At 44.6% G+C, this 20,894-nt stretch carries 19 protein-coding genes and 1 pseudogene; 4 read left to right on the top strand and 16 right to left on the bottom strand.

The window, feature by feature from the left end; genetic code table 11:
• Positions 1–22: 22 nt before the first annotated feature.
• From cysA to V2H77_RS23395, 5 genes are all read right to left on the bottom strand, one after another.
• Complete coding sequence (gene cysA / locus V2H77_RS23415; protein ID WP_341500679.1) at positions 23–1,111, bottom strand: sulfate/thiosulfate ABC transporter ATP-binding protein CysA; 1,089 nt, start codon at positions 1,109–1,111, stop codon at positions 23–25.
• Positions 1,112–1,125: 14 nt separating this feature from the next.
• Positions 1,126–1,971, bottom strand: coding sequence for a sulfate/thiosulfate ABC transporter permease CysW (gene cysW / locus V2H77_RS23410; protein ID WP_341500678.1), 846 nt, complete (start codon positions 1,969–1,971; stop codon positions 1,126–1,128).
• Positions 1,971–2,804 carry a sulfate/thiosulfate ABC transporter permease CysT gene (gene cysT / locus V2H77_RS23405; RefSeq protein ID WP_265378358.1) on the bottom strand — a complete coding sequence of 278 codons (834 nt, stop codon included), beginning with the start codon at positions 2,802–2,804 and terminating at the stop codon, positions 1,971–1,973. The genes cysW and cysT overlap by 1 nt, the downstream gene beginning before the upstream one ends.
• The gene (locus V2H77_RS23400) at positions 2,804–3,826 is read right to left on the bottom strand and encodes a sulfate ABC transporter substrate-binding protein (protein ID WP_341500677.1); all 1,023 of its coding nucleotides are present in this window, start codon (positions 3,824–3,826) and stop codon (positions 2,804–2,806) included. Before V2H77_RS23400 ends, cysT begins: the two co-directional genes overlap by 1 nt.
• A 241-nt stretch (positions 3,827–4,067) precedes the next feature.
• Entirely contained in the window at positions 4,068–4,667 is a 600-nt protein-coding gene (locus V2H77_RS23395; protein ID WP_341500676.1) for an RpoE-regulated lipoprotein, read from the bottom strand.
• Positions 4,668–4,836: 169 nt separating this feature from the next.
• On the opposite strand from V2H77_RS23395, the gene V2H77_RS23390 reads away from it, so the two are divergent.
• Positions 4,837–5,256: a YgiW/YdeI family stress tolerance OB fold protein gene (locus V2H77_RS23390; RefSeq protein ID WP_341500675.1), complete on the top strand. Its 420-nt coding sequence runs from the start codon at positions 4,837–4,839 to the stop codon at positions 5,254–5,256.
• Positions 5,257–5,301: 45 nt separating this feature from the next.
• Here the strand turns inward: V2H77_RS23390 and V2H77_RS23385 are convergent, their stop codons facing one another.
• Entirely contained in the window at positions 5,302–5,733 is a 432-nt protein-coding gene (locus tag V2H77_RS23385) for a GNAT family acetyltransferase (protein WP_341500674.1), read from the bottom strand.
• Positions 5,734–5,871: 138 nt separating this feature from the next.
• Here V2H77_RS23385 and hemF point away from each other — a divergent pair, with 138 nt between their 5' ends.
• From hemF to V2H77_RS23370, 3 genes and pseudogenes are all read left to right on the top strand, one after another.
• On the top strand, positions 5,872–6,780 hold the full coding sequence (gene hemF, locus V2H77_RS23380) for an oxygen-dependent coproporphyrinogen oxidase (RefSeq protein WP_341500673.1): 909 nt from the start codon (positions 5,872–5,874) through the stop codon (positions 6,778–6,780).
• A 233-nt stretch (positions 6,781–7,013) separates the two neighbouring features.
• Positions 7,014–8,096: pseudogene (gene prtS / locus V2H77_RS23375) on the top strand (metalloprotease PrtS); the annotation flags it as partial.
• Positions 8,097–8,439: 343 nt separating this feature from the next.
• On the top strand, positions 8,440–8,757 hold the full coding sequence (locus tag V2H77_RS23370; protein ID WP_088372475.1) for a protealysin inhibitor emfourin: 318 nt from the start codon (positions 8,440–8,442) through the stop codon (positions 8,755–8,757).
• Between the two features lie 29 nt (positions 8,758–8,786).
• On the opposite strand, the gene der is transcribed toward V2H77_RS23370, so the two are convergent.
• The 10 genes from der to pbpC all read right to left on the bottom strand — a co-directional run bounded on the left by der (position 8,787) and on the right by pbpC (position 20,843).
• Entirely contained in the window at positions 8,787–10,268 is a 1,482-nt protein-coding gene (der, locus tag V2H77_RS23365) for a ribosome biogenesis GTPase Der (RefSeq protein WP_341500672.1), read from the bottom strand.
• A 172-nt stretch (positions 10,269–10,440) separates the two neighbouring features.
• Entirely contained in the window at positions 10,441–11,613 is a 1,173-nt protein-coding gene (gene bamB / locus V2H77_RS23360) for an outer membrane protein assembly factor BamB (protein ID WP_341500671.1), read from the bottom strand.
• A gap of 13 nt (positions 11,614–11,626) precedes the next feature.
• Positions 11,627–12,247, bottom strand: coding sequence for a YfgM family protein (locus tag V2H77_RS23355; protein ID WP_341500670.1), 621 nt, complete (start codon positions 12,245–12,247; stop codon positions 11,627–11,629).
• 11 nt (positions 12,248–12,258) lie between these two features.
• Entirely contained in the window at positions 12,259–13,536 is a 1,278-nt protein-coding gene (gene hisS, locus V2H77_RS23350; RefSeq protein WP_341500669.1) for a histidine--tRNA ligase, read from the bottom strand.
• 120 nt (positions 13,537–13,656) lie between these two features.
• Positions 13,657–14,778, bottom strand: a complete 1,122-nt coding sequence (gene ispG / locus V2H77_RS23345) for a flavodoxin-dependent (E)-4-hydroxy-3-methylbut-2-enyl-diphosphate synthase (RefSeq protein ID WP_341500668.1) — start codon at positions 14,776–14,778, stop codon at positions 13,657–13,659.
• Between the two features lie 70 nt (positions 14,779–14,848).
• Positions 14,849–15,877, bottom strand: a complete 1,029-nt coding sequence (rodZ, locus tag V2H77_RS23340; RefSeq protein WP_341500667.1) for a cytoskeleton protein RodZ — start codon at positions 15,875–15,877, stop codon at positions 14,849–14,851.
• A gap of 120 nt (positions 15,878–15,997) precedes the next feature.
• Positions 15,998–16,423, bottom strand: coding sequence for a tetratricopeptide repeat protein (locus V2H77_RS23335; protein WP_341500666.1), 426 nt, complete (start codon positions 16,421–16,423; stop codon positions 15,998–16,000).
• 93 nt (positions 16,424–16,516) lie between these two features.
• On the bottom strand, positions 16,517–17,695 hold the full coding sequence (locus V2H77_RS23330) for a bifunctional tRNA (adenosine(37)-C2)-methyltransferase TrmG/ribosomal RNA large subunit methyltransferase RlmN (protein WP_341500665.1): 1,179 nt from the start codon (positions 17,693–17,695) through the stop codon (positions 16,517–16,519).
• Between the two features lie 182 nt (positions 17,696–17,877).
• Entirely contained in the window at positions 17,878–18,303 is a 426-nt protein-coding gene (gene ndk / locus V2H77_RS23325) for a nucleoside-diphosphate kinase (RefSeq protein ID WP_046397558.1), read from the bottom strand.
• A 218-nt stretch (positions 18,304–18,521) separates the two neighbouring features.
• Complete coding sequence (gene pbpC / locus V2H77_RS23320) at positions 18,522–20,843, bottom strand: peptidoglycan glycosyltransferase PbpC (protein ID WP_341500664.1); 2,322 nt, start codon at positions 20,841–20,843, stop codon at positions 18,522–18,524.
• Positions 20,844–20,894 lie beyond the last annotated feature (51 nt).

Below are 20,894 nucleotides of genomic sequence, written 5' to 3'. Positions count from 1 at the left end.
ACCAACCAAATCTAAATAATTATCAGGCAGTTTGGGCTAAACTCAGTGTTTGCAATTGTTTATCGCCCGCATATAAACGCGCTTCAGTGCCACCAATAAAATAACGGCTTCCTCTGGTGGGTACTGAAGTCTCATTAAACCAAACAACAGCAACCGATTCATGATGCCAGCCTAGAGGCTGAACCGAAAGCTGCCAGAAATGCCCTCTAGGACTGACCTCAGTCACCTGTACTGGCAATGGACTGGAAAGTGTCGGTTGCGAGTTCATCATGATATCCCACGGACGTAAGAATACATCGACATTCCCCTGATGGATTGGCGTCACATTGAGAGGCAAGTGCTGTCCGCCAATCAATAGCTGAGAACCTTTAATTTCACCACTAAAATGATTGACCTCACCCAGAAACTCCATTACAAAACGGCTTGCCGGATAACGCCATACTTCTTGCGGCGTACCAACCTGTTCAATATTCCCTTGTCTCATGACAACAACCCGGTCAGCCACTTCCATCGCTTCTTCCTGATCGTGAGTGACAAAGACACTGGTAAATTTAAGTTCTTCATGGAGCTGACGTAGCCAACGGCGTAATTCCATTCTTACCTGAGCATCCAGTGCGCCAAACGGCTCATCAAGTAATAGAATTTGTGGTTCAACAGCCAATGCTCTTGCCAACGCTACCCGCTGTCTCTGCCCGCCAGAAAGTTGCGATGGATAGCGTTCAGCAAGATGCGTCAATTGCACCATCTCCAGCAACTCCATAACTTTACGGCGGATAGCCGCCATATTCGGACGCTTACGTCGCGGCAGTACTGTTAATCCAAAAGCAACATTATCAAACACAGTCATATGCCGAAACAGAGCGTAATGCTGAAATACGAATCCAACTTGCCGATCTTTAGCATGCATACGGCTAACATCTTGCCCGTGGAAACTCAACTTCCCCGCAGTTTGTTGTTCCAGACCAGCAATAATCCTCAACAAGGTTGTTTTACCGGAGCCTGACGGACCAAGCAGAGCAACCATTTCTCCAGAAAAAACATTCAGAGTGACATCGCTCAAAACCTGAGTCCGACCAAAATATTTACTGATATTGCTAATTTCAATACTCATATTCTGCTCCTACCTTAACCATGTTGACGACTTAACCGCCACTGCAAAGCACTTTTAACAATCAAAGTGATAATTGCCATCAATGCCAACAATGCCGCCGCAGTAAATGCCCCTACGGTGTTGTAATCTTGATGCAGTAGTTCAACCTGCAATGGCAATGTGTAAGTTTCACCACGAATAGCGCCGGATACCACTGAAACAGCGCCAAATTCACCAATAGCCCGAGCATTGGTTAAAACCACACCGTATAACAACGCCCAACGGATATTAGGTAACGTCACCCGCCAAAACATTTTCCAACCCGATGCCCCCAATAAAATCGCTGCTTCATCTTCCTGGCTCCCCTGACTAAGCATCATCGGCACCAACTCTCGAACAACAAACGGACAAGTCACAAATATCGTCACCAAGACCATCCCCGGCCAGGAAAACATCAATTGGATATCATAGGGTTCCAGTAAACTTCCTGCCCAACCATTCGAACCATAAAACAATAGGTAGAGTAAACCCGCTACGACCGGTGAAACAGCAAACGGAATATCGATCAACGTCAATAAACATTGTCGCCCCGGAAACTGAAAGCGCGTTACCAACCAAGCGATCATGACGCCAAAAATCAGGTTTACCGGAACGGTAATTAATGCAATCAATATCGTTAACCAGATGGCATGCAACATATCAGGATCGAAAAGATTCTGAGTGACTACCTCAATCCCTTTAGAAAAAGCAGTCATAAATATCCAGGCAATCGGGATCACTAACAGTAAAATTGAAAACAATACGCCGGTTACGATCAACGTCCACTTGCCCCAATTTACAGGTGGTTGTTGCGCTACATAAGATTCCGATAATTCAACCATTAATGCCCTCCAATCCGCTTACCAAAGCGGCTTTGCAGAGTATTAATGCTAAATAGTAATATCAGGGATATTGCCAATATAACTGATGCGATGGCACTGGCCGCGGGATAATCAAACTCCTGTAAACGGATGAAAATCATCAGCGATACCACTTCTGTTTGCCATGCAATGTTGCCAGCAATAAAGATCACTGCGCCAAATTCCCCCAAACTGCGAGTAAAAGAGAGTGCCGTGCCCGCAATTAAAGCGGGAGACAATTCTGGCAATACAACCCGCCAGAAAGTTTGCCAACGATTAGCGCCTAATGTTTGAGCTGCTTCTTCATATTCCGGCCCTAACTCTTCAAGTACTGGCTGAATTGTTCGCACTACAAATGGCAGACTGGTAAACGCCATTGCCACCGCAATACCCAACCAAGTATTCACGACTTTCACATCAAAGTGCCCAAGCAAAGAGCCATACCAACCACTAACAGAGAATAGCGTCGCCAATGTCAACCCCGCTACCGCAGTAGGTAACGCAAAAGGGAGATCCATCAAACCATCCAATAAGCTACGGCCTGGGAAACGATAGCGGGTTAAAACCCATGCCATCAGCATACCAAACACCGCATTAAACAAGCTGGCAACCGCCGCTGCCAGCAATGTTACTTTGTAAGCCGCCACAACCTGGGGATTAGCAATAACCTGCCAATACTGCTCCCAGGTCATACTGGAAAGTTGCACAACTAATGCACTCAGGGGTAACAATAAGATCAAACAGGTATAGAACACACTACTGCCTAAGCTTAACCCGAAACCAGGCAATACTCGCTTACTGGATTTCGAAAACATTACTTATGCCCCTCGGCCAGCAATTGATCCAGTATGCCGCCAGTATTGAAGTGAGTTTTCATCACTTGCGGCCAACCACCAAATTGATCTTCTAATCGAAACAGCTTAGTTTCTGGAAAATGGGCTCCCTGCTGAGCCATCACGTTTTTATCACTGACACGATAATTAAAGCGGGTCATGATCTGCTGTGCCTGTGGACTATAAAGATAATTCAGATAAGCTTTAGCCGCTTCCTCTGTACCGTTTTTCGCAATATGTTTATCAATCCAAGCCACTGGGAATTCCGCCAGAATACCTACCGGTGGAACGATCACTTCATATTTATCATCACCATACTGCTTACGAATGTTGTTAACTTCAGATTCAAAACTGATCAGCACATCACCCAAGCCACGTTCAATAAATGACGTTGTCGCACCGCGACCTCCGGTATCAAACACGGCGACATTTTTCAGGAAATGTTTCATCCACTCGCGAGTTTTACCTTGATCTCCACCATTTTCTTGTTGAATAGCTCCCCAAGCGGCCAAATAAGTATAACGACCATTACCGGAGGTTTTAGGGTTTGGGAAGACTAATTTGACATCCTGACGCACTAAGTCATCCCAATTATGAATATTTTTGGGGTTACCTTTACGCACGAGAAACGCCATCGTGGAATAGTAAGGTGAACTGCTATTTGGCAAACGGTTCTGCCAATCAGCCGGGAGCAAATCCCCACGATCATGCAAAATTTGCACATCCGTTACCTGATTGTAAGTCACCACATCAGCCCGCAACCCCTGAAGAATTGCCAATGCTTGTTTGGAAGAACCGGCGTGGGATTGTTTGATTATCAATTTGTCTTGTGGATATTGCTCATTCCACTGTTTTTCAAATTCAGGATTCAGTGCAGAAAATAACTCACGCGCAACATCATAAGAGCTGTTTAACAGCTCTACAGCAAAGGCATGACTGCTGCCTAATAAAGTCACTACTACCAGTCCGTTTAGTATCGTGTTTTCTACTGAATACTTTTTCATTTCTCACCTTATCCGTTATTTCATCAAATAACGCGCCAGTGACTAATGTATCCAGTTTATTTATAACAGGGTAGATAACTATCGCCGTTTAATATACCAAATTGCAATTAGAAAGCATGAAACGCAATAAGCTGGCAGGAACAGTAAGGTTTTTAAATGAAAAATGCGGGCCTGTTACGGCTCCGCAAGAGGAACATCAAATTCACCAAACCAACTCGGTTTATGTTCTAATCAGAAACGCTCATCGCTTCCAAATGATACGTTCCATTTTCCAGTTTTTCAGCACATCATCAGAAGGAATCAAACCTTCCGGGCCATTCCAATTACCGGTAAATAGATAACTGACATGTTTGCTCTGCGGGGATACGCAAACAATAGCGCTCTTCTCTGACCCACTCACCGTATTTTGGCAAGCACCAAATGCTTTGCCATAAAGTGCCGAGAATGGCATACCGATCTTTGTTCCCCAGACAGTTTCAATATCTTTATCCAACACTTCAATGTGGCTGACTTTTCCATCGGCCTGACCAAATAGCGCAACCTTCAATTGATCACCACCCATTGCTTGAAATACTGTCACCAATTGACCATTTTTTGTTTCCATACCACTACGTAAGTGGTACTTTCCATCCAATCCCTTCTCTATCGCGTCTTTATTCATCGCAGTCAGACCATTTATTTCTCCCACTCCCTGAGCTGAAATTTTTAAAGGGCTGCCAAACCAGCTAAAAGGAGACAAATTCGACCATGAAAAACCCGATGAACCCGCACAACCAGCCAATAACAACACACAGCTTATTGTGGCAAAACGTAATCCTGACAACGTACCATACTCTTGCATAACTGGCTCCCTTTGACTCAATACAGAGAATAAGTGCTGAGACATCACATCTGATTGTTAGTTTCAGAGGATATTTAAATTAATTACTTTAAATGAATATTTCCTTGATAAAATACCACTTATCGGTATTATTACCTCCCCTAAAATCATCACTATTAGTAAGGTCAATATGATGAAAAAAACACTTATAACCACTGCCTTGATTGCTTTGTTCAGTGTGCCATCACTGGCTCAAACCTCACAGACGCAATTTGGTGGTTTTTCTGGTCCCGATTCCGCACAGCCTCCCGTCCAAGCAGCGCCACAAGGTGGTTTTGTCGATCACAATGCAAGAGTTTCCACCACCCAACAAGTTAAAAATATGAGAGATGACAGTTGGGTCGTGCTGGAAGGATATATTGAATCCCGTATCCATAGTGATCACTTCATATTCCGCGATAATGCAGGAATTGTTGAAGTCGAAGTTGATCATAAATATTGGAATGGTCAAACGATAACGCCGCAAGATAGAGTTCGTCTTGAAGGTGAAGTCGATAAAGAATGGAACGGTATGACAGTTGATGTGAAAAAAGTCACCAAATTGAACTAATAGTTTGTGGCTGAGTGGTATTCTTTCACTCAGCCATATCTAAACTCAATATTCCTGATCACCAATCAAACGTTTACTGAAAATAACACTCTCTTGATGACGATCCTCATATTCCAGTTTTTCGCACATATAGATAGTGGCATCATTATCTTCAGGAACAATAAGAACTATTTTTGGGCAACCACGGGCAATCAATTTCTTCTCCAATCGGGCAATTAATGCATTCGCAATTCCCCTACCGCGAAATTCAGGATGAACTCCCAAATAATAAGCTGAACCACGATGACCATCATAGCCCCCCATAATCGTCCCAACCACTTCACCAGCCACTTCCGCGACTAAAAACAGGTCAGGATCATGAGTCAATTTACGCTCGATATCCACTTCAGGATCAACACCAGGATTAAGTAAATCGCAGCGTTCCCATAAGGTGATCACTTCTTCAAAATCATCTTGTCGAAATACCCGAATTTCCATCCCTAAACCAACCTGTTTTTATTGCAATAATGATTTTCTCATTATCTCTGCTTTAACACCGGAATCAATACGAAAATGCGTTCTCTTCTACGAATGGCTATAATATAACGCTCACCATACCATAATGGGAAAAGAATCATGAATACACCAAATATTAATCAAATTAAGTCTTTTTTCCTTTCATTACAGGATGAAATTTGCCAACAACTGGAACAGACAGATGGCAAAGCGAAATTTACTGAGCAGTGCTGGCAACGAGAAGAAGGCGGCGGAGGCCGTAGCCGAATTATGAAAGAAGGCACGATATTCGAGCAAGCAGGCGCTAATTTCTCTCATGTATCAGGAGACATGCTTCCCTTATCAGCAACAGCTCACCGTCCTGAATTGGCCGGACGTCATTATCAGGCAATGGGCGTCTCTCTGGTTATCCACCCGTTGAATCCCTATATACCAACCAGTCATGCTAACGTTCGGTTCTTTATTGCAGAAAAAGAAGGTGAAGCGCCAGTATGGTGGTTCGGCGGAGGTTTTGATTTAACGCCTTATTATGGTTTTAAGGAAGATGCTATTCATTGGCACACTACCGCCAGAAATATATGTCGCCCCTATGGAGAAAATGTTTATCCAAAATATAAAGAATGGTGTGATAATTATTTCTATATTAAACATCGTAATGAAGCCCGCGGAATTGGCGGCTTATTCTATGACGACTTAAATACGCCTGACTTTGAACATTGTTTTAATCTTACTCAAGATATAGGTAAAGGTTTCCTTTCTGCCTATCTACCTATTGTGGAAAAAAGGAAGGAGATATTATGGAGTGAACGTGAACGGCAATTTCAACTATATCGCCGTGGTCGTTATGTAGAATTTAACCTCGTTTGGGACAGAGGAACCCTATTTGGATTACAAAGTGGAGGACGAACAGAATCTATCTTAATGTCCATGCCGCCATTAGTACGCTGGGAATATGATTATCACCCTGAACCTGGCTCTGCGGAAGCCGCTTTATATATCGACTTTCTACCAGTAAAAAACTGGATATGATTTTTTATCATGTTAGGAATATTATAAAAAACTATTCCTAACTATTTATATTTTTATTACAGCCAATGCAAGAATCCCTCACATAAAAAACATTAACAAATTGTTAACAACCCCTTAACATAAAAGAAGCAGGTTGGACCTGATGACTATCTGCTGGAAACGTGTTTAATATGAATCCGTACCTAAAGAGTACCTCTAATTAATAACTAAAAATTTATTCCAGGAGATATTTTATGCAAATACAAAACAATAACTACAGAGGCGTAATACCGCCGTACATTCTTCAAAATATTTATAATAATGACAATGAAAAGAAGAAAGTATTAATGACATTAAATCACACTCAGAGTTTAATGTTGGACAATGTTATTAGAGAATCTTCCGATGATTCCGGCGATGACGATAAAGTTACCAATACCACTATACATCGTTCTATTCACGATGCAGAAAATAAACGCAAGTTGCCAGGAAAATTAGTACGAGATGAAGGAGATCCAGATAACGGAGATAAATCAGTTGATAACGCATATAGATATTTAGAAGCAACTTATAATTTCTATAAAGAAGTTTTCAATCGCAATTCATTAGATGATAAAGGAATGAAATTAATTGCCTCCGTGCATTATGGCGAAGAGTATATGAATGCATTCTGGGGCAACGGACAAATGGTATTTGGCGACGGAGATGGCAAAACCTTCAATGATTTCACGACATCTATTGATGTGATAGGCCATGAATTATCTCATGGCGTTATTGAGAAAACAGCGGATCTGGTCTATTTCTTCCAGTCTGGAGCATTAAATGAATCAATAGCAGATGTTTTTGGCTCATTAGTAAAACAACATTATCTAAAACAAAAAGCTGACGAAGCAGATTGGATTATAGGTAGTGGGTTACTGGGCAAAGATATTAAAGGTGTAGGGATTCGTTCAATGAAAAACCCCGGCAGCGCATATGATGATGAAGCTCTCGGTAAAGATCCACAGCCTGGTCATATGGATAATTATAAAGATCTGCCGATTTATAGAGACAATGGTGGAGTTCATATTAATTCAGGTATTCCTAATAAAGCCTTCTATAATCTGGCGACAAAATTAGGTGGATATGCCTGGGAGAAAGCAGGAAAAATATGGTACAACACATTGTTGGATAAAGATCTTGCACGTGATGCTAACTTCGTATCCTTCGCTAAATTAACAATTAAACATGCTCGTGAGTTATTTGATGAGGATGTTGAAAAAGCGACAATTGATAGCTGGAAAGAAGTGGGCGTTAAAGTGAAGGAAGATAAAGACGATAAGGGCGGTGACAAGGATGATAAAGGCGGCGACAAGGGCGATAAAGGCGGCGATAAGGGAGATAAAGGCGGCGATAAGGGAGATAAAGGCGGCGACAAAGACGATAAAGGCGGCGATAAGGAAGATAAAGGCGGCGATAAGGGGGATAAAGGCGGCGATAAGGAAGAAAAAGGCGGCGAATAAGGACAAAACTGAAGATTAATCTATAAATATATCGCTGGTTTAACGCCAGCGATATTTTATTATTTGTAATACCTGACTTGTAAAAAATACATCTAATAGAAGATGCCAAAATTGTTAACGCCGAATTTCACGCTATACTAAAGAGACCTAAAAAATAACCGTAAAAAATTGGTATATCATGAATAATAAAACTCTGAAACTCACAACTGATAGTAAAATCACAATTTCTCTACAAGGAGGATTTGCCACTACACCTAACCTTAACCAAGATAAAACAGTGAATTTAAAATCATTGTCTCCGCACCAACAGCAATTATTTCTTCAAGCCATAGAACAAGATTTTTCTGATTCTATGCCACCATCACCAAATCCTGACCAACATTATTACCTGCTCAGTATTGCCAATGGAAATGAAGAATACCACTTCACCCTTCCAGAGCCTGATGCACCAGAAATCATTACTCAGGTATGGAATGCCGACAATAAGGGTGGTTAATCACCACCCTTTTTTCTTACAATTTAGCATTAACGCTTTTTCAGATGCGCCATCAGACGTTTACGCTTACGCATTTGATTTGGCGTCAACGTATTACGTTTATCGGCATAAGGATTTGCCCCTTCTTTAAACTGAATCCGAATCGGCGTCCCCATCACTTTCAGAGATCGACGGAAATAGTTCATCAGGTAACGCTTATAAGAATCAGGCAAATCGGTTACCTGATTACCGTGGATCACAACGATTGGCGGATTATAACCACCAGCATGAGCATATTTCATTTTCACCCTGCGACCACGGATCATCGGCGGTTGATGATCTTCTTCCGCCATATGCATGATACGGGTTAGCAGTGAAGTATTGACACGACGAGTAGCGCAATCATAAGCCTCAAGAATCGAGTCAAACAGATTCCCCACCCCACTACCATGCAGAGCAGAGATAAAATGAACTCTGGCAAAGTCAACAAAACCAAGACGATAATCCAGCATCTCTTTCACACGCTCTTTATCTTCTTGCGACATGCCATCCCACTTATTGACCGCAATGACCAATGAGCGCCCGCTATTAAGAATAAAACCCAATAACGACAAATCTTGATCGGAAATGCCCTCTCGCGCATCGATCACTAGCAATACAACGTTAGCATCTTCAATCGCTTGAAGGGTTTTGATGACTGAAAATTTTTCAACCGTTTCAGTGATCTTACCTCGCTTACGTACCCCTGCGGTATCAATAAGGATATATTCACGGCCATTGCGCTCCATTGGAATATAAATACTGTCGCGGGTCGTGCCAGGCATGTCGTAAACCACAACCCTCTCTTCACCCAAGATACGGTTAGTCAACGTAGACTTACCCACATTTGGTTTACCGACAATGGCTAATTTCAATGGCAAAGTTGATGGATCAAAATCCTCCTCTTCTTCTACCATCTCAATTTCATTCTGTTCCTGCTCTGCCCAATAAGCTGCATTGGCTTCTTCCTCAGTCAGCTCAACTTCGTCTTCTTCGCCTTTACCAGAAAAAGGTAACAGTACTCGTTCAATAAGTTGGGTGACGCCGCGACCATGAGAAGCAGCGATAGAGTAGATATCCCCCAATCCGAGGGAATAAAATTCAGCAACAGCGGTATCAATATCAACACCGTCGGTTTTATTTGCGACCAAAAAAGTGGCTCTTTCACGGCTACGTAGATGTTTTGCTATCGCGTGATCTGCCGGCATCAATCCGGCACGAGCATCTACCATAAACAGAACAATATCGGCCTCTTCAATCGCCATCAAAGATTGAGCTGCCATATGGGTTTCTACACCCTCTTCGACGCCATCGATACCACCGGTATCAATGATGATAAACTCCTGCCCTTCAACCTCAGCTCGACCATATTTGCGGTCGCGAGTCAGACCTGGAAAATCCGCTACCAGCGCATCTCTTGTACGGGTTAAACGGTTAAATAATGTGGACTTACCCACATTGGGGCGCCCTACCAGAGCGACGACAGGTATCATTTGTTGATGCCTCATGACTTAATTTGAAATTAGTATTCTGCTGTTCATCAACAACAGAACACTAAAAAGACGAAACGGCTCCTGTTCTCTCCAGGAGCCGTGGGACTGTACTATAATTAATACTATACTAACGCTTTACTTTATATTCCGATAAACAGGCAGTAAGCAATACTCAACGGGTAAACAGATAAACCGTACCGTCTTTCGCCTGTACCATCAGTTTATCACTGGCGACAACCGGACGGCTCATTAGACCGGAACTATCGACTTTATGCTGGGCAACGAACTTGCCATCATCCATATTCAGCCAGTGCAGATAACCTTCACTGTCACCGACAACCAGATAGCCGTTATACATTTCAGGCGCGGTCAAATTACGGTATTGCAATTTTGTCTGAGTCCACAAAGTGACGCCATCACTTTGACGCAACCCCATAACCCGATCGTTTTGGTCAACAATATAGATATTATCACCAGAAACAACCATCTCGTTCACTGAACCCAAATCGCGCTTCCAGAGGATCTGACCTGAACGCATATCAAGCGCCACCAGATTACCGTTATAAGCTATTGCATATATCACGCCCTCAGAAATAACCGGTGTCGTATCAACATCATTAAGACGACCAATTTCTGTAGAACTGGTTACCTGAGAAATACGTTGTTGCCAAATCAATTGCCCCTGAGAAATCAAGACGGCGTTGACGCGGCCATTATCCCCACCGACGACGGCAGCGCCGTAAGCTACAGCAGGAGCCGATTCGCCACGCAATGATAATGATGGCGTATCCAAATTAACGGACCACTGCACTTTACCCTCTGACTCACTTAATGCCTGCAACATCCCATTACTGGTATGAATCAGTACCAAACCATCACTCACCACAGGACGCGACAACGCTTCACCGGCAACGTCAGATTGCCAGGCAACTTGGCCGTCTTTGGTATTCAATGCAATAACTTTAGCACGTTCAGTACCTACATAGAGATGATCCCCAGCAACGGTCAGACCACCAGAGAGCAATGCAGGTATACGAGAAGAGAGGAGACCCGTTTTTTCAGCCAGATTCACCGACCATATCTCTTTACCGCTATCAATGTCCAACGCCTTAACGATGCCATGACGATCAGCAACATAAACAGCGGAGCCCTGCCAGGTTGGCGTCAAATGAGAATAATAACGGCCTACGCCATCACCAACAGATTTATCCCAAACCTCGCTTGGATTAAATTGATTTTCGACCTGTGGCAATGGTGACATCGTTACCGTGTCTTGCTCACTTGAACAACCGGCTAGCAGAACAGAAGCTACCAAACCAACCAGGAGTGTTTTACGCAGTTGCATTGAAAGAATCCCCTTAGCTGGATAAGTTATTCAATTTAAGATTTAACATCGATTTGATCACCTGTGGTGAATCTGAGCTCAAGCCTTTGGTATACGCTGCACGGGCGCCGGCAATATCGCCTTTTTTCAACAGTGCATCACCACGGATATCCTCTGCAACGGCAACCCAACCGGAACCTTTGACCTGTTCCAATGTTTTCAGCGCAGCATCCGCTTTATCTTCCGCCAATTGAACCCTAGCTAAGCGAATATTCACCAGAGCCTGCAAATCCTCATTCTTTGCCTGACCGGCAGCCGCAGATAAAAATTGATCTGCTTTAGTTAACTCATTCTTTTCAACAGCAAGTTGAGCCAAATGCATATGCGCCATCACGCCATAACTGTTATTAGTTTCACTGGCAAATTTTTCAGCGGCAGCATGACCCTCTTTTGTACTGGCAACTAATCCTTGATCTACCCGTTCAAAAGCTTCTGCGCTTTCCTGCAACTGATTTGTCTGATGAGATTGCCAGTAACGCCAGCCAATCAGCGCCCCGGCACCCAATACCAGCCCAAAAACCAGGGCCTTACCATTATTGGCAAAAAAGCGACGGACCGCGTCTACTTGTTCGTTTTCATTGGTATAGACTTCCACAGAGTCTCTCCTTAACCTAACAGTTCAGCCAAACGAACAGCAATTTCACTTTGCGGCAACGTTTGTTGTTCACCTGTACGTAAATCTTTAATGGCTACCTGACCAGAACGAACTTCATCCTCACCGAGGATCAGTGCAATTTTGGCGCCTTGTTTATCCGCACGCCCCAGTTGCTTTTTAAAGTTCCCTCCCCCGTGGTTCATCATTAAACGCAATTGGGGCAACGTATCACGTACTTGTTCAGCCAAAATCAATGCTGCTTGCTGACTACCTTCACCAAAAGAAGCGAGATAAACATCTGCAACTGACCGCTCCGCGGCAAATGCTGGATTGATTTCCTGCACCAGCAAAATCAGACGTTCCATCCCCATAGCAAAACCCACAGCAGGCGTTGGCCGGCCCCCCATTTGCTCAACCAGCCCATCGTACCGACCACCGGCACAAACCGTCCCTTGCGCCCCAAGCGCCGTCGTTACCCATTCAAATACCGTGCGGTTATAATAATCCAGACCACGAACTAAACGCTGATTAATCCGATAATTGATACCCACCCCATCAAGAAGCGCACACAAGCTATCAAAATGTTCCTTTGATTCGGCATCAAGATAATCAAACAGTTCCGGCGCATCATTAAGAAGTTGCTGAACTTCAGGATTTTTTGAATCCAGAACACGCAATGGATTGCTGTACATACGGCGTTTGCAATCTTCATCCAACTTATCTTTGTGCTGCTCAAGAAAAGCCACCAACGCTTCGCGGTAATTAGCGCGTGCCGCCAACGAACCAATAGAGTTCAGTTCAAGCGTTACATGCTCAAAAATACCGAGTTCACGCCACCAGCGGGCGGTCAATAAAATAAGTTCGGCATCAATATCAGGCCCTTGAAGACCAAAAACCTCAGCGCCTAACTGATAAAATTGGCGGTAACGGCCTTTTTGTGGACGCTCATAACGGAACATTGGCCCTAAATACCACACGCGCTGTTCCTGATTGTACAGCAGACCATGTTCAATACCGGCACGCACACAACCTGCGGTATTTTCAGGGCGTAGGGTCACACTTTCACCATTGCGATCATCAAAGGTATACATCTCCTTTTCAACCACATCAGTGACTTCCCCAATAGCCCGTTTAAATAACGGGGTCTGCTCTACAATCGGTGTGCGAATCTCGCTATAACCATAACCCGCCAGTACCCGTTTCAAAATAGTTTCGATACGCTGCCAGATAACCGTATCTGCCGGCAAGTAGTCATTCATGCCTCGAATAGCTTGGATATTTTTTGCCACGTTTTATCTCTAGTTAATGATTCAAAAATGATGTTGATTATAGAAGCGAATACTGACGAGCTTCAATTAGCAAACAAAACAACGCTGGCTCATCGTTATGATAAGCCAGTATCAGATACATTATTTGTCCAGTTGACTTATGCCAATACGCTTATTTTCATCCAGCATTGACGCTTTAGCACGAATCTTAGCCTCAAGCTGATCAATCATATCAGCATTGTCGAGACGCTCTCTCTGCCGCACGCCATCTTCATAAAAACCACTTTTCGTTCTGGCGCCGGTGACACCTAAAGTAGAAACCTCCGCCTCACCGGGTCCGTTAACCACACAACCAATAATAGAAACATCCATCGGTGTGAGTAAATCTTCTAAGCGCTGTTCCAAGGCATTAACTGTGCCAATAACATCAAATTCCTGACGAGAACAGGTTGGACAAGCGATAAAGTTTATACCACGGGAACGAATACGTAATGCTTTCAGAATGTCGAAACCCACTTTAACTTCTTCGACAGGATCAGCAGCCAGAGAAATACGCAAGGTATCACCGATACCTTCTGACAGGAGGATACCTAAGCCAATGGCTGATTTTACAGAGCCTGCACGGGCGCCGCCCGCCTCGGTAATCCCAAGATGCAATGGCTGATCAATCTTCTGAGCTAACAAGCGATAGGCGCCAACCGCCAGAAACACATCCGACGCTTTTACACTGATTTTAAACTGGTTAAAATTAAGTCTGTCAAGAATATCCACATGGCGCATAGCCGATTCCACCAGCGCTTCTGGGGTAGGCTCACCATATTTTTCCTGAAGATCCTTTTCCAATGATCCGCCATTTACACCAATGCGGATTGGGATATTTTTATCACGGGCAGAAGCCACAACCTCACGGATACGCGCTTCACTACCGATATTACCAGGGTTAATACGCAGACAATCGACACCATACTCGGCAACTTTAAGCGCAATACGGTAATCAAAATGGATATCTGCGACCAAAGGAACACTCGCTTGCTGCTTAATCAACTTAAATGCTTCTGCGGCATCCATTGTTGGTATTGATACGCGAACAATATCAACGCCAACACGCTCAAGCGATTTAATTTGTTTAACAGTCGCTTCCACATCTGTAGTACGTGTGTTTGTCATTGACTGCACCGCAATTGGCGCACCATCCCCGACAGGCACATTGCCTACATAAATACGCGTAGATTTGCGTCTTTTTATCGGCGATTCATTATGCATATTGGTGTTTCTCCCATACTTCCATGTGTTTACTGATAAAACTACAACTATGCCCTACTACAACAGGCTTTTATTGTGCTGCTGGCACTTTAAGACGCGCGATACGACTCTCTTTAATAAAGCGGCTTAAATCAACAACTTGCCCCCGGAACTGTACATCCACAACAGCCGGAGCACCGATAGTTAACTCATAAGGTAATGAGCCCGAGAGGCTCAGATGGTCACCCTTATTTTTAGTTCCACTAAATAGTTTTTTTCCATTTGCATCAACAACTTGTAGCCAACAGGATGCTTTAAAATTCATCATCAGCTTATTACTGTCAGCAACTGCCGTTGAATTATTTTCAGACACACTCGGTACCTGAGCTGTCCCTTGATTAGCCGGCAACGGAGCAGTCTGAGTTTGCGGCCCGTTACCAGCTAATTGAGTTCCAGGTGTTTTCATCACTTGATTTTGAGTTGACGCCACAGATTGAGTCACTTCCTGATGATGACTACTCGTATTATTCGCCACCACGGCATTTTCGGCTAAAGCGACAGATACTGGCGGCTCGCTTGTTGCCTGCTCGCGAGCCGGTAACTGTGCCGCCTGATCGTGACTTTCAGTGGACGAATCCACTGAACTACCTTTTTTCTGGGCAATTTTAGCCGCAGAATGATCAGCCATCGAAATCAATTCTTTCTGTTGAGCTATATGGTTTTGCCACCACCATGCTCCCGTCAAACTAATTACAACTAAAATAATCAACCACGTAATCCACATCAACCAACTTTCGCGTTTTTTACGTTTTTTACCCAATGAAAAACTCTGCATCGGTGAAACTTTCGCTGTTTTTGCCGGGGTATGCTTATCCAGAATCGCCAGAATTTCTGCTTCTGGAATTTGCACCAACTTAGCATAAGAGCGAACATAACCACGCAGGAAAGCCGGTACCATCGTGGCTGGAATATTGTCCTCTTCAATATCACGGATAGTCGAAAGTTTTAAACACAAGCGATCAGCTACAGTCTGCTGGGTTAGCCCGTGTTGTTCACGAGCCTGACGCAGGAGCTGACCTGCGGTTAAATAAGCTTGTTCTGGAGTCGTTTCTGTATTCATTAGCAAGAAGACGCGGTTCTGTTCAGGTTGTGAAAAACTTCGCGCTGGCTCCTGCTATAATCTTTAAATTACACAATAGCCTGCGCGGCGAAATAGATTTGCTATTTTACTAGCGGCAAATCACTGATAACAAACACGCCTGTTAGCATGGCTCCCAGCAAACAGAGTCTTGACTTCTTCATACTGCCCCTGCTCACAGAGAAAAACGCTGTAATGATACAATACCGTATCATTTCCTGGCGCGTACTGCATCGCCATTTTGTAACGTTGACGGGCAGCTTCCGGTTGACCAGAATATTGCTCATACAACGCCATACCTAATTGAGCCTGATAATGGTCTGGCTTTGCCAGTAAAACCTTATCAAAGTGATATCTGGCGGCAGGCAAATTACCTTTAGCCAGATAGGCCATTCCCAGTTGAATCCGGGTTTCTGCTGCGACTGTTTTCTGTTGATTGCCTTTTATTGGTTGATTGGAACATCCTGCCAACAACATAGCAACCACCACGGCAACAACCGTCATTCCCGATAACGATTTCCTTATCATTCCATCCCCACCGACCAAAGATATGCAATTGTAACTATCATTTCACTTACTGCATTTCAGTTACTGCATGACAGGACATACCAACATTCCCATTCAGACTGTGCTTATCTGAATAGGTTCACCCGCCTGACGTTTTTTCAATGTACGTTTAGTACGATCAATCACATCACCGGCAAGCTGACCACATGCGGCATCAATATCATCACCGCGCGTCTTGCGGACAATCGTGGTGAAACCATATTCCATCAACACCTTAGCAAAGCGATCAATCCGGCTGTTGGAACTACGGCCATATGGCGCCCCAGGAAACGGATTCCACGGGATCAAATTGATCTTACTCGGCGTCTCTTTCAAACATTCAGCTAATTGATGTGCCTGTTCCACGCTGTCATTAATATGATCCAGCATGACATATTCCACGGTTACACGTCCCTGATTGGCATTAGATTTAGTTAAATAGCGGCGTACACCGGCAAGGAACTGCTCGATATTATATTTACGATTGATAGGAACAATGTCATCCCGCACATCATCTGTCGGCGCATGCAGGGAAATCGCCAAAGCAACATCGATCATATCGCCAAGTTTATCCAGTGCCGGCACCACACCGGATGTGGATAACGTCACGCGGCGCTTTGATAAACCAAAACCAAAATCATCCATCATGATTTCCATAGCCGGCACCACGTTATTCAGGTTAAGAAGAGGTTCTCCCATCCCCATCATCACCACATTGGTAATCGGGCGGCGACCACTGGATTTCAGTGAACCAATAATTTTTGCCGCACGCCAAACCTGACCAATAATTTCAGAAACCCGCAAATTACGGTTAAACCCTTGTTGAGCAGTAGAACAGAATTTACACTCCAGTGCACAGCCCACTTGAGAAGAGACACACAAAGTCGCGCGATCATCTTCCGGGATATAAACCGTTTCAACCTGCTGATCGCCAACAGTGATCGCCCATTTAATCGTCCCATCGGCCGAACGTTGCTCTTCTGCTACTTCCGGCGCACGAATCTCTGCAACTTGTTGCAATTTTGCTCGCAGGGTTTTATTGATATCCGTCATCTGCTCAAAATCATCATAGCAATAGTGATACATCCACTTCATCACCTGATCGGCACGGAATGGTTTTTCTCCCATATCAAGGAAAAACTGGCGCATTTGCTTGCGATTCAGATCAAGCAGGTTAATTTTACCGCCTTTCTTTTCTGGAGTTTCGGACACGACAGAAGCAGCAAATTGTGCCGCAGTATTTGGTTGGGACATTTTTTTATATCGCCTCGTTGTAACACTTTCGGCTCTGCGTTAATGAATTCAACGCGAAGTTTCAATTCGGGTCACTATCAGTTTAGTATAGTGACAAATAATAAGCGCCCCGTTGAATTAACAACGGGGCGCCGCATTGTACAAACTTTAATGCAATGATGCTACGGGTAACGGCAAATCAATTAACGTGGGCAAATTTCATCTTCTGTGAAGAAATAGGCAATTTCACGGTTTGCAGATTCAACCGCATCAGAGCCATGAACCGCGTTTTCAGTGAAGCTATCTGCATAATCAGCGCGCAGAGTACCTGCCAATGCATTATCAGGATTAGTTGCCCCCATCAGGTCGCGGTGACGCTGTACTGCATTCTCGCCTTCCAATACCTGAACCATAATCGGACCAGAAGTCATAAATTCCACCAAACCATCAAAGAAAGGACGGCCTTTGTGCTCCGCATAGAAGCCCTCAGCCTGTTCACGGGTCAAGTGAAGCATTTTGGCGGCAATAATTTCAAACCCGGCGCTTTCAAAACGAGCATAAATAGCCCCAATGGCATTTTTCTTTACCGCGTTAGGCTTAATAATAGAAAAAGTACGTTCAACCGTCATGGATAACCTCTTGGTTCTTCTGTCAGCAACTGATAATTTTAATTTTTCCCGATAAGTTAATCGGTTAATACTCATTCCGCAACCTTAGCGGAGACAAAAACGGCGTTGATTATAGGGGCATGGATAGCGGTTGCCTACAGAAAACATAACATTCCATTAAATTTTTCTTAGCGAAAATTACCATTTTTTCGTACAAATCACATTTTTACCTGAATCGTTTACTTCAAGGTAAAATTGACAGAATCAACCTGTCCACCCAAATCCAAAACACTAAGCTGATATTTACCCGGTTGAGTCAATGTCTGAACAAATCCCTGATTCTTCTCTGTGGTCATTACCTGTTCTCCATTCAGAAACCACCATTGTTGCCCACCACTACCACCCTGAGTAGTAACACGTAAATCAAGGCTGTCAAAACCGGGGAGCCGTTTCAATACATCTCCGTTGCGAATACCCACGATCAACAACGGCGCTTCATCTGATTTCAACGGTGGACATTGAGGATTAATCGGAGGCAGACGCTGCGCCCGCCGCTCTTGTGCTGGTAACCATGATTCGAGAGTAATCGGCCATAAAGCGATATTTTTAGCCTGAGCGCCGGGACAATCAGGAGCCACTCGCAAACCATTTTTATCCAACCACACTTGTTCATTGATGCCTGAAATAGCCTCTTGCCCCACTGCGGGCAGCGTAGGCGGAATAGTGTTATTCAGTATCCAGCTCAGACGCCTCTGACGGCAATTATTCTCTCCTTTCGGCAAACTCTGCCCTCCAGGCCAACAGATAATTGCCTGACTAACACTTGCTGGACGTGGATCAACCGGGATTCGTTTAGCCCCATTTCGCATATTGGCTAGTAACATGTTATTGATCTGATTCATGATGGGAATCGCCGTAGCGTAGCCAAATTGCCCAACAACTGGCGTGCCGTCTGGCCGACCAACCCAAACACCGATGGTATAACGCGCATTTAAACCGATAGCCCAAGCATCACGATAGCCATAGCTGGTACCAGTTTTCCATGCCAGCGGCACTTGTGCCGACAAAACATCATCAGGTTGCGGCAGAGCTTCCCCTGCCATAATTCGCCTCACTATCCATGCAGCGCCGGGGGAAAAAAGTCGCCGATCACGCAATTTTTGCTGTGGAGTGAATCTCAAGGGAGAAACCTTACCCTGACGAGCAAACGCCGAGTAAGCCGCCGCCAGTTGATCCATCCGAGTTGCCGTGCCGCCAAGAATCAATGATAAATTGGGTTTACTGCCGGGAGGAAAACGCAATACGGTTCCTACATTACGCATATTGGCGGTAAACCGCTTAGCGCCGTAAGCCTCAAGCAGTTGCACAGCGGGTAAATTCAGTGAACGCACCAACGCTTCACTGGCGCTGACCGGCCCATGAAAGCCGCTGTCAAAATTTCCCGGACGATAATAATCAAAGCGGCGAGGCACATCCTGCAATAGTGATTCCCCATGAATCAACCCATCATCCAGCGCCATTGCATACAGAAACGGTTTCAGGGTCGATCCCGGCGAACGCCATGAACTTATCATATCGACATGACCAAAACGGCTATCATCCCGCAGATCCAGCGAACCGATATAGGCTTTTACCGCCATGTCGGTGTGATCAACCACTAACACGCCAATCGACGTTTTTTCTGGCAACTGGTATTTCCAATTCACCGCCATATCTTCAAGCTGGCGTTGTAATCCCACATCAAGGGTTGTTTTGATGATCTCCCGACGAGTACCTTTCGCCATTCGTCTGGCAAAAAGCGGGGCAAGCTGCGGCACCTGCCGAGGAGCCAACCACAACGTCTCTTGACGAATATCAGCAATCGTCTGTTCCGGCCAGATTTTATAGTGTGCCAACCGTTGCAGCACCTTATCACGAGCAGCCTGTGCCCGCTCAGGATAGCGATCTGGCCTTAAACGGCTAGGGGCCTGTGGCAAAACAGCCAGTAAAGCCGCTTCCCCCGCAGAAAGTTCAGAGGGTGGTTTAGCCAAATACGCCCAACTCGCCGCGCCGACACCTTGTAACGTTCCTCCAAACGGCGCCCGGTTTAGATACATCTCAAGAATTTCATCTTTAGAATAGTGCCATTCAAGCTGCAAAGTACGCCAGATCTGTTTCAGCTTGCCGCCTAAAGTACGCGAATGTGGGTCAATCAACCGGGCTACCTGCATTGACAAAGTACTGCCGCCGGATAAAATTTTACCGGCCCGAATATCCTGCCAGGCAGCCCTGACCAGAGAAATCGGGTTAATCCCTGGATGCTGGTAAAACCAACGATCTTCATAAGTCAGCAAAGCTTGAATATATTCCGGCGACACTTGATCCAACGTCACCGGATAACGCCAAACGCCTTCATCATCAGCAAAACGCCAAAGCGGCGTACCATCCTCACTCACGACAATACGCGCCATCTTGATTTCACGCAGTGGCAAAGGCCAGATTTTATCTGCCAACCATAAACCCGCCGGGATCAGAAACAACAACAGCACAATCAGCCATATAAGGCGATGCGTTTTCTTCATTGATGAATACCTGATGAGAAATCAGCCCTTACACCTGAGCATAAGGGCTGA

This window comes from Photorhabdus sp. P32, assembly GCF_038085095.1.
Lineage (GTDB): Bacteria > Pseudomonadota > Gammaproteobacteria > Enterobacterales > Enterobacteriaceae > Photorhabdus > Photorhabdus luminescens.
The sequence above is the reverse complement of the archived record's forward strand: the minus strand, read 5'-3'. Positions and strand labels throughout refer to the sequence as shown.